Here is a 7,843-nt window from a genome sequence, read left to right on the forward strand (position 1 = left end):
AAGGCGTCCACGCGCGCCAGGCGCTGCATCATGCGTGCTCCGCGACTCCGGGAACGGCCATGGTAGCCGCACCGCATCCAGGCCACGGTGCAGCGGACACTGCTGCGCTCACCTGCAGTGAAGATCGTCGCAAGGAACCCCCTTCAAACAACGCGAAAATCCGATCCCCTAGCCCGAGGCTGACGCTTTAGCGACGATTCGCCACAGCGCCACGCAGCATGCACCTGCAGCCGATCCGCCCAGAGAAGTCATCGGGCTACGAACGCAACCAAGTTGTCGAGCGCCGCGTTGTTTCCGGCTTCGATTCCTTCGAACATCTCATCGCCGCAAAAAGAGGTCGCCTGAACGGTCATACAAACCCTGGTTTCATCGACATGCGCTTCAAGCAACACCGTATTCAGAAGCGCCGCCAGGGTCTGGCTGCCGGATTCCACGATTTCGCTCCATACGATCCGAGAGTTCGGCACGATGGAAACATAGGTAGCGATGCCCGTGTACTGCGGATCGTCCTTGTCCCCACATCGGAAAACATCCCGCCCGCCTTCACGGAAATCGGTCACATCGTAGATGACGGCCGCACTCTCGGATGGAGCACTCCAGTTCGCACGCTGCGTGGAATCGGAAAAGGCGGCAAAGACGCGCGCGCTGCCAGCCTTGCATGAACGTTCGAAAAAGAACGTGCGGTGCTTGATCTGCCGGTTCATACCCTTCCCAAGCGAATGAACGAAAACTCAAAAAAGAACGGACGGCGACCGCAGCAAGGAGGAAAACCGTGCACGGCCAGATTCAGCGGAACGGCAGGCCGCCGCGGCCACCCATGCCGCCGAGCATGCCCTTCATGCCGCGCATCAGGCCCTTCATGCCGCCGCCGGCCATCTTGCTCATCATCTTTTCCATCTGCTGATACTGCTTCATCAGCTTGTTGACGTCGGCCGGCTGGGTACCGGAACCGCGGGCGATGCGCGCGCGGCGCGAGCCGTTGAGCAGACCCGGGTTGCGCCGCTCCTTCTTGGTCATCGAGCCGATGATGGCGATCATCCGCGGCACGTCCTTGTTGCCGGCGACCTGCTGCTTCAGATGATCGGGGATCTGGCCCATGCCCGGCAGTTTGTCCATCAGCCCGGACAGGCCGCCCATGTTCTGCATCTGCTCGAGCTGGTCGCGCATGTCGTTGAGGTCGAACTTCTTGCCCTTGGCGACCTTCTCGGCCAGCTTCTGCGCCTTGTCCTTGTCGACCTGGTGCTCGACCTGCTCGACCAGCGACAGCACGTCGCCCATGTCGAGGATGCGGCTGGCCAGACGGTCGGGATGGAACACGTCCAGGCCGTCCGGCTTCTCGCCGACGCCGATGAACTTGATCGGCTTGCCGGTGATGTAGCGCACGCTCAGCGCCGCGCCGCCGCGGGCGTCGCCGTCGGTCTTGGTCAGCACCACGCCGGTCAGCGGCAGCGCCTCGCTGAACGCCTTGGCGGTGTTGGCCGCGTCCTGGCCGGTCATCGCGTCGACCACGAACAGGGTCTCGACCGGGGCGATCGCCGCGTGCAGCGCCTTGATCTCCTCCATCATCGCCGCGTCGATGGCCAGGCGGCCGGCGGTATCCACCAGCAGCACGTCGACGAAGGACTTGCGCGCGTCGGCGATGGCGGCACGGACGATGTCCACCGGCTTCTGCGAGGCCTCGGACGGGAAGAACAGCACCCCGACCTGCTCGGCCAGGGTCTTGAGCTGCTCGATCGCGGCCGGTCGGTACACGTCGGCCGACACCACCATCACCTTCTTCTTGCGCTTTTCCTTCAGGTGCTTGGCCAGCTTGCCGACCGTGGTGGTCTTGCCCGCGCCCTGCAGGCCGGCCATCAGCACGATCGCCGGCGCCGGCACGTTGAGGTTGAGGTCGCTGGCGGCCGAGCCCATCACCGCGGTCAGCTCGTCGCGCACGACCTTGATCAGCGCCTGGCCCGGGGTCAGGCTCTTGAGCACTTCCTGGCCGACCGCGCGCACCTTGATGCGCTCGATCAGCGCCTGCACCACCGGCAGGGCGACGTCGGCCTCGAGCAGCGCGATGCGCACTTCGCGGGTGGCTTCGCGGATGTTCTCCTCGGTCAGGCGACCGCGGCCGCGCAGGCGCTGCATGGTGCCGGAGAGGCGTTGGGTGAGGGATTCGAACATGCGGGCGGGTCGCGGACAGGAAACGGCCGTCGATTATAGCCGGGCGCGCCGGCGATCCCCGGCGGCGCCGTCACGGCGGCGGGCCCGATATGCGAAACTGGCGCGATGCTCATCACCGTCCTCGCCACCCTGCTGTACCTGGCCGCCACCGGCCTGCTGATCGCCGCGGTGGTGCGCGACCGGGTGGACCGCAGCCGCGCCTGGCTGTGGCCGGCGCTACCGGCGGTGGCCCTGCACGCGGGCTATCACGTGCAGGTGGCCCTGCACACCGCCGGTGGCCCGGACATGCATTTCTTCGCCGCGCTGTCGCTGGTCAGCCTGGGCATGGCGCTGATGACCGCCCTGGTCGGCGCCAGCGGGCGCATGGCCGCGCTGGGCGTGGTGGTGTTCCCGCTGTCGGCGGCGCTGCTGCTGGCCTACCACGGCTACGGCCACGAGCCGGCGCCGGTGCTGGACTGGCGGCTGCAGTTGCACGCCTGGCTGGCGCTGCTGGCCTACGCCACGCTGGGTATCGCCGCCCTGCTGGCGGTGATGCTGTGGCTGCAGGAACGCGCGCTGCGACGCCGCGACTTCCATCCCTGGCTGCGCGCGTTGCCGCCGCTGACCGCGCTGGAAACGCTGCTGTTCCGCACCATCGTGGTCGGCTTCATCCTGCTGACCCTGACCCTGCTGACCGGGGTGCTGTTCGTGCAGGATTTCCTGGCGCAGCGGCTGGTGCACAAGACCGTGCTCAGCGTGCTGTCGTGGATCGTGTTCGGCGCGCTGCTGTTCGGCCGCTGGCGCTACGGCTGGCGCGGGGTCAAGGCGGTGCACTGGACCCTGGCGGCAATGGTGCTCCTGCTGCTGTCGTTCTTCGGCAGCAAGTTCGTGATCGAACTGGTGCTTGGGCACGCGCAGTAGCGGCCCGGCCTTCCCGTAGAAGCGGCTTCAGCCGCGACGGGTGACACCGGGAAAGGCCCGGTCGCGGCTTCAGACACGCCTGCGATGTCCCACGCCTCAACCGCCGCCCTGCTCCGCCAGCGCCGCCTCCACCGCCGCCCAGTCGGCGCCGCGGCCGACCTCGGCGAAGCGATAGTCGATGCGGTGCCGATAGACCTGGCCGGGACGCAGGATGCAATCGGGAAAGCCGGGCTGGTTCGGCGCGTCCGGATAGCCCTGCGGCTCCAGGCAGATGCCGCGGCCCAGCGCCGGATGCTGCCGGTCCAGGCCCTGGCCTTCATAGAGTTGCACCGCCGGCATCGGACTGACGATGCGCATGGCCACGCCGCTGTGCGGCGAATACAGCAGCGCGGTGCAGTCGTGGCCGTCGGCCAGCACCAGGCAGTGGTCGTAGCCGGCGCTGAGCGACAGCTGCGGATCGGCGGCGATGTCCTTGTCGGCGATGGTACGCGCCTGGCTGAAATCGAACGGCGTACCGGCCACCGTGGCGATCTCGCCGCGCGGCAGCAGCGCCGCGTCGCGCACCGGCAGGTAACGGTCGGCCGGCACCCGCAGCCACTGCGCCGCGGCCGGCACCGCGGCATCGCCGGCCAGGTTGAAATAGGGATGATGGGTGAGATTGAGCGGGGTCGGCGCATCGGTCTGCGCGACGAACTCGACGCTCAGGCAACGGTCTTCGACGCGGTAGGTCGCCTCCACCGACAGGTTGCCCGGGTAGCCCTCCTCGCCGGCCGGCGAGTCGTAGCGCAACTGCAGCATGCGCTCGGTCTGCGCCGACACCGTCCACACCCGGCGACCGAAGCCCAGCGCGCCGCCGTGCAGATGGTTGGCGCCCTCGTTGGCGGTGACCGCGTAGTGCCGGCCATCGACGGTGAAGGCCGACCCGGCGATGCGGTTGCCGAAGCGCCCGACCAGCACGCCCAGGTAGGCCGGGTCCTGCAGGTAGTCCTGCAGCGTCGGCAGCCCCAGCACCAGCTCGGTCTCGCCGTGCGTGCCCTGCAGGCGCAGGCTGCGCAGCAGGCCGCCATAGGTCAGCACTTCGGCACGCAGGCCGTCGCCGCTGTCCAGGACCATGCGCTGGATGGCGGTACCGTCGGGAAGATGACCGAAAAGCGAGGACATGCAGGAGTCTTGGAAGTCGGTGCGCATGCGCGGGGTCCGCAGCATAACCAGCGATGGCGCGACACGGCCATCGCCGCGCGAGCGCCGACAGCGCGCTGTGCGATACCGCGCACGTTCTGGGAACACACTGCATGCGGCGCCGTACCGCGCATTGCAATTCCGATATGGCGGCGTCGCATTTGGGCATTGGTTCGCCCTTCATGTGTCTTCTATGCTCGGGATCGGGGCACACCGGGGACAGGCACGGAAGTGATCGTGCCGGGGGGTGTGCGCCCCGAATACGGCAGCGCCTGGGCGTCATGGCCAAGGCCGCGCGCCGGCCGCCACTCCCACGCGACGCTGGCGACGGCGCCGCCCTACCCGACAAGGAGCTCCCGATGCGTTCGCCCCGTTTCCTGCAGCAGCGTGCGGCACACTGGCGACGGTTGCCGCTGATCGCCGCGACGCTCGGCCTGGCACTGGCCGCCACACTGGCCCAGGCCGCCGACGTCGAGGTGCGCGGCACGTTGCGTGCCGACCGCCCTGGCGCCGCGGTGTCGCGCCACCTGTTCGGGCAGTTCGCCGAACACCTGGGCAACGGCATCTACGGCGGCGTCTGGGTCGGCCCGGACTCGAAGATCCCCAACACCCGCGGCTACCGCAACGACGTGGTCGCCGCGCTGAAGGCGCTGGACGTGCCGGACATCCGCTGGCCCGGCGGCTGCTTCGCCGACGAATACCACTGGCGCGACGGCATCGGCCCGCGCAGCCAGCGCCCGACCAGCGTCAATACCCACTGGGGCGGCGTGGAGGAACCCAACAGCTTCGGCACCCACGAGTTCATGGACCTCACCGAACTGCTCGGCACGCAGGCGTACGTGGCCGGCAACGTCGGCGACGCGGCGCCGGACGAGATGGCGCAGTGGGTGGAATACATGACCGCGCCCACGCGCTCGACCCTGGCCGAACAGCGCCGCCGCAACGGCCGCCAGGCCCCGTGGAAGGTGCCGTTCTTCGGCGTCGGCAACGAGCTGTGGGGCTGCGGCGGCAACATGCGCGCCGAGTACGCCGCCGACGTGTTCCGCCGCTACCAGACCTTCGTCAAGGCGCCGGCCGACCAGAAGATCCTCAAGATCGCGCCCGGCCCGAACGAAGACGACTACCACTGGACCGAGGTGATGATGCGCGAGGCCGGCAAGTTCATGGACGGCCTGAGCCTGCACTACTACACCGTGCCCGGCGGCTGGCCGCCGCGCGCCTCTTCCACCAGCTTCGACGAGGCGGCGTGGATCGAAACGCTGTCGCGCACGCTGCGGATGGACGAGTTGATCAGCAAGCACAGCGCGATCATGGACAAGTACGACCCGGACAGGAAGGTCGCGCTGGTGGTCGACGAATGGGGCACCTGGTACAAGGGCCTGCCCGACGTGAACCCGGGTTTCCTGCACCAGCAGAACACCTTGCGCGATGCGCTGGTGGCGTCGCTCAACCTGGACATCTTCGTCCAGCATGCCGACCGCGTGCGCATGGCCAACATCGCGCAGATGGTCAACGTGCTGCAGGCGATGATCCTCACCGACGGCGACAGGATGCTGCTGACGCCGACCTACCACGTCTTCATGCTGTACAAGCCGTACCAGGACGCGACCGCGCTGCCGCTGCAGATCAGCACGCCCGACTACCGGCATGCCGGCTATACGGTGCCGGCGGTGCACGGCTCGGCGGTGCGGGCCAAGGATGGGCACGTGTACGTGGCGCTGACCAATCTGGACCCGAACCGCAGCGCCGACGTTACGGTGCAGGTCGACGGCGTGCAGATGCGCGGCGTCGACGGTCAGATCCTGACCGCGCCGACCATCGACGCGCTCAACACCTTCGCCCAGCCGCAGGCGGTACGCCCGGCCGCCTTCGCCGGCGCGCGCGTGCAAGGCGACACGTTGCAGGTGGCGCTGCCGGCCAAGGCGATCGTGATGCTGCAGCTGCAGTAGCCCCAGGCCATTGCCGCGCTCCTAGCCCCTCTCCCCCGGGAGAGGGGTTGGGGTGAGGCTAGGTGCGCGCGGGATAGACCCACCTGCCAGCGCATCCATCACCTCCGCACTTTGAGGGCGGCATGCAGCCATCCGCACGGCGCACCAGCCACTCTCCCAGTAGCAGGACTTGGATTACCGGGCGGCGTAACGCTCCGCGCGCCTAGTCCTCCGGATCGGTCAGCAGCGCGAACAGCGATTGCCCGTCCGGCGCGATCAGGTCGCTGACCGCCCAGCAACCGTTGCCGCGGCGCTGCAGCTCGATCTTGACCGACTGCGCCCGCGCGGCACGACCGCCGAGCGCCAAGCGGTAGTCCATGCGCACCTCCACCACGGTGGCCTGCGAACCGCCCGAGACCAGGGTGAAGGTCGGCGCGCCCTGAATGTCGCCGTCCTGCGCGCTGGTCCACGGGTCGAAGTCCAGCCGGCACACGCCCTCGCGCGCCGCGCAGCGCTGGTCGGCCTGCAGCGCGTGCGCAAAGGATGGGGTCAGCAAGCCGTCCAGGTTTTGCGGCTGCCAGTAGAAATCGCGCGCCTTGTACAGGCGCTCGGCCATCTGCAGCGGCGTCGCGCATGCCGGCGGCTGCGCGGCGGCGAGCGTCGGCGACAGAGCAAGCAGGGTCAGGAGGACAAGACGGCGATGCATGGGCGGCTCCGGCGATCGGGGCCGGCTATGAAGCCCGGATCGCGGCGCCAACGCAAGCGCGGACAAAAAAAGAGGAGCCGGCGAACCGGCTCCTCGTCCTCCTGCCGCATTGCCAGATGGCAATGCGGCTCACGCGGCCTTGACCGGCGCATAGCCGTCGAAGGTCATGCTCGCCGATGCGCGTCCCTGGGTCAGCGAACGCAACGCCGTGGCATAGGCTTGCAGTTGCGCCAGTGGCGCCTGCGCGACCACCTCGGCACGGGAGCCGCGCTCTTCGATCGCCACGACGCGTCCCTCGCGCCGCTGCAGATCGCCGAGCACGTCGCCGACGCTGTGCGCAGGCGCATCGATCGCCACCGCCATCACCGGCTCCAGCAGCAGCGTGCCGGCCTGCGCCAGCGCCGCCTTCACCGCGTCCGAAGCCGCGCGCTGGAACGCCAGGTCCGACGAATCCACCGCGTGCGCCTGGCCATCGACCAGCACCACCTCCACACCGACCACCGGATGGCCGAGCGGGCCTTGCGCCAGCGCCGCGCGCGCACCCTTCTCGGTGGCGGCGACGAAGGCCTTCGGCACCACCCCGCCGCGGCTGCGGTCGACGAAGGTGACCGCACCGTCCGCGCGCGGCAGCACATCCAGCACCACCTGCGCGAACTGGCCCTGACCGCCGTTCTGCTTGGACAGCCGTGCGGCCACGCCCAGCGCGGCCGCACGCGGCGTTTCCTGGTAGGCCACGCGCGGCGCGCCGGTGCGCACGTCCACGTGCCACTCGCTGCGCAATCGCTCGACCATCACCTCCAGGTGCAGTTCGCCCATGCCCCAGATCACCGCTTCACCGGTCTCCGGATCGCTGTCGACGCGGAAGGACGGATCCTCCTGCGCCAACCGCGCCAGGCCCTGGCCCAGCCGCACCAGGTCGGTCGCATTGGCCGCGCCGAGCCGCCACGCCAGCACCGGCGGGTGC

The 7,843-nt window shown here is 68.9% G+C and carries 6 protein-coding genes and 1 pseudogene; 2 read left to right on the forward strand and 5 right to left on the reverse strand.

Annotated elements, in window-relative coordinates; translation table 11 throughout:
• Nucleotides 1-248 precede the first annotated feature (248 nt).
• Nucleotides 249-704 (reverse strand): SRPBCC domain-containing protein, encoded by a 456-nt coding sequence (locus D180_RS22555; RefSeq protein ID WP_017913514.1) that lies wholly within the window; start codon nt 702-704, stop codon nt 249-251.
• 82 nt (nt 705-786) lie between these two features.
• Nucleotides 787-2,166, reverse strand: a complete 1,380-nt coding sequence (gene ffh / locus D180_RS15495; RefSeq protein ID WP_017913515.1) for a signal recognition particle protein — start codon at nt 2,164-2,166, stop codon at nt 787-789.
• Nucleotides 2,167-2,271: 105 nt separating this feature from the next.
• On the opposite strand from ffh, the gene ccsA reads away from it, so the two are divergent.
• On the forward strand, nt 2,272-3,066 hold the full coding sequence (gene ccsA / locus D180_RS15500) for a cytochrome c biogenesis protein CcsA (RefSeq protein WP_017913516.1): 795 nt from the start codon (nt 2,272-2,274) through the stop codon (nt 3,064-3,066).
• 96 nt (nt 3,067-3,162) lie between these two features.
• Here ccsA and D180_RS15505 read toward each other — a convergent pair whose 3' ends face one another.
• Entirely contained in the window at nt 3,163-4,227 is a 1,065-nt protein-coding gene (locus D180_RS15505; protein WP_043091089.1) for an aldose epimerase family protein, read from the reverse strand.
• Nucleotides 4,228-4,604: 377 nt separating this feature from the next.
• Here D180_RS15505 and D180_RS15510 point away from each other — a divergent pair, with 377 nt between their 5' ends.
• The gene (locus tag D180_RS15510) at nt 4,605-6,194 is read left to right on the forward strand and encodes an alpha-L-arabinofuranosidase C-terminal domain-containing protein (protein WP_043091086.1); all 1,590 of its coding nucleotides are present in this window, start codon (nt 4,605-4,607) and stop codon (nt 6,192-6,194) included.
• A 202-nt stretch (nt 6,195-6,396) separates the two neighbouring features.
• On the opposite strand, the gene D180_RS15515 is transcribed toward D180_RS15510, so the two are convergent.
• A complete protein-coding gene (locus tag D180_RS15515; RefSeq protein ID WP_017913519.1) occupies nt 6,397-6,879 on the reverse strand; it encodes a hypothetical protein in 483 nt (160 codons plus the stop codon).
• A gap of 129 nt (nt 6,880-7,008) precedes the next feature.
• Nucleotides 7,009-7,843 (reverse strand): annotated as a pseudogene (locus D180_RS24770) (elongation factor G); the annotation flags it as partial.

This window comes from Xanthomonas sp. SHU 166, assembly GCF_000364685.1.
Lineage (GTDB): Bacteria > Pseudomonadota > Gammaproteobacteria > Xanthomonadales > Xanthomonadaceae > Xanthomonas_A > Xanthomonas_A sontii.